Annotated in this window: 2 protein-coding genes; both read right to left on the bottom strand. The window is 28.9% G+C overall.

Annotated elements, in window-relative coordinates:
* Positions 1-91: 91 nt before the first annotated feature.
* Positions 92-400: a S1 RNA-binding domain-containing protein gene (locus EHV01_RS04510; protein WP_422066398.1), complete on the bottom strand. Its 309-nt coding sequence runs from the start codon at positions 398-400 to the stop codon at positions 92-94.
* Between the two features lie 116 nt (positions 401-516).
* Entirely contained in the window at positions 517-2,511 is a 1,995-nt protein-coding gene (topA, locus tag EHV01_RS04505) for a type I DNA topoisomerase (protein ID WP_422066397.1), read from the bottom strand.
* Between the last annotated feature and the right edge of the window lie 258 nt (positions 2,512-2,769).

Below are 2,769 nucleotides of genomic sequence, written 5' to 3'. Positions count from 1 at the left end.
ATWTTAAATTTTTAAATAAAAGACATAATTAATTAAAATTATAATTTGCTATTAGTATCTTTTTAAAAATATTTACAATTATTTTAATAGGTTATGCAAGAAGTCTACTTAACATTTGGAATCCTACTCCTGTTTCTTGAATTTGACTATTATTCTTTTTCAATAATTCAGGTCGGCAATTCTTATAACTTAATTTTACTTGTTTCTTAACTGGGTCATAGTCTAGTACCTCTACTTCAACATTGTCACCAATATTAACAAATTCTTTGATATCTCTTACATAGTAATCTGAAATCTCACTAATGTGGATTAATCCAGCAGCATTTTTTAATTCACAAAATGCACCAAACGGAGTAATGTTTGTAACTTTTGCAAGAACTTTACTTCCTTTTACATACATAATTCGTCACATCCCCTTTCTGAAACTGTACTAATTATACCGCTAGAACTATGAAAATCATTTTCTAAATAATAAAATATTTTGCATAAATATCTAGCATAAAAAAGTATCGTTTATTATTTTAATAAATTAATTCGATACAATCCGTTATTTTCGCTATTATTTTCTTCTTGTTCGGTCTTTTCTTCTTTATATGAATCAGTGTAATTACAATTTGGATAATTAGTACACGCCTTAAAACGTTGACGTCGCTTATTAAATTTCAAAATAATTTCACCAACGCCACATTCTGGACAAGGACCAAATTTTGGACCAGTCTGATGAATATAACGACATTTTGGAAACCCTGAACATGCAATAAATTTCCCGTATTTTCCATACCGATATACTAAATCATTTCCACATTCTGGACATTCAATCCCCGCCTTCTCAATTGGGATTTCTTCCATTAATTCTATTGCTGCTTCAATGCGTGGCTCAAATCGTTCTCAAAATTCTTTTAATAATGGTTTTGGTTCTGCGTCACCGTGTGCAATCACATCCAAACTTTCTTCAATTGTTGAAGTGTATGTTTCGTTAATAATATCACTAAAATATTCTTGTAATTTATCACTTGTTAAAATCCCTTTTTCAGTTGCTTTAATTGCTTTGTTTTCTACAATAATATAACCACGATCTTTTAATGTTCGCATAATTGGTGCATAAGTTGATGGGCGTCCAACCCCAATTTTCTCTAATTTCTTAATTAATTTCGCTTCAGAGTAACGACTTGGTGGTTTAGTAAAATGTTGAATTCCATATAATTCATTTAAATTAATAATTTGATTTGGTTTTAACATTGGCAACTTTGCAATTTCTTCATCACCTTCTAAAACATAACATTTTAAAAACCCATCAAATTGAATCGTACTTCCTGTCATCCGAAATTCATAATTATTATTATCTAAAATAATTGCTTTACTTAATAACTTTGCATTCGCCATTAAACTAGCTAACGCACGATTATAAATAATTTTATATAAACGTAGTTGATCACGACTTAAATATTCTTTTGCCGCTTCTGGTGTCATTGTTAAATCAGTTGGACGAATTGCTTCATGAGCATCTTGCACATTTTTTTTATTTTTTGGTGGTGTTTTAACTCCACCTAAATATTCTGTTCCATATTTAATTGTAATATAGTCAAAAGCATCCTGAACAAACTTATCACTTAATCGAATTGAATCTGTCCGCGGATATGTTATAAATCCAGTAATATTATCTTTAACTTTAATTCCTTCGTATAATTGCTGAGCAATTAATGATGTTTTATTTGAAGCAAAACCCATTTTACTACTTGCTTCTTGTAACATTGTTGAAGTAGTATGTGGATTCGGTGATTTTCGTTGTTTTTCACTTTCTTTAATTTGAACAACAACAAAATCTTTTTTTAAAGCTTTTTTAACTTTTAGAACATCTGCTTCTACTTTTAATTCAATTTTTTCATCCTTAAATTTTGTTAATTTAACAACTGCCTTTTTATATAATCCTTCAACAGTCCAATATTCCTCCGGCACAAAGTTTTGCCATTCTTTTTCTCGTTCAACAACTAACTTTAAAGCAACCGATTGTACTCGTCCAGCTGATTTTGACTTAATCTTTTTCTGTAACAATTTGCTTAAGCGAAAACCAATAAAACGGTCTAAAATTCGTCGAGTTTCTTGTGAATGAACTAAATTCATATCTAAATCTGTTTGATGTTGAAATGCCTCTAACACTGCTTCTTTTGTAATTTCATTAAAGCGAACACGGCGAGATTTCTCACCACAATTTAAGACTTCATTTAAATGATAAGCAATTGCTTCTCCTTCTCGGTCAGGGTCGGTTGCTAGAATAACCAAATCTGCTGCTTTGGCTTCTTGTTTTAATTTTTTAACAATTTCTTTTTTTCCACGTTCCATTTTATAACTTGGTTCAAAAGTTTTAATATCTATTCCTAACCCATACTCACCTTTTGTTGATAAATTACGAATATGTCCTTCTGATGATAAAACTAAATAATTTTCGCCAAGATATTTTTCAACTGCTTTTGTTTTAGTTGGGGACTCCATTATTACCAGCGTCTGTGCCATGTTTTCTCTCCTTTATTTTTTAAAACACATCAATAATTATTATACATAATATTTTAAAAAACTATTTTGAAATTTATCTTTAATTTTGTCGAAAACTCTTGATATTTATAAAATATACCTAAAATTAGGTATATTTTTAATATATGGAAGTAAATAATTACAGAATTAATAAATAGCTTAACAGATGATCAATTTTTAGAATTTTATGAAAAAATAAAACAACAAGCAGACTTAATTAAAAAACAAAAACGTTTAAAT

The organism is Spiroplasma sp. hy2 (assembly GCF_044714365.1).
Taxonomy (GTDB): Bacteria; Bacillota_I; Bacilli_A; order Mycoplasmatales; family Mycoplasmataceae; genus Spiroplasma; species Spiroplasma phoeniceum.
This window is presented reverse-complemented; position numbering and strand designations above follow the sequence as displayed.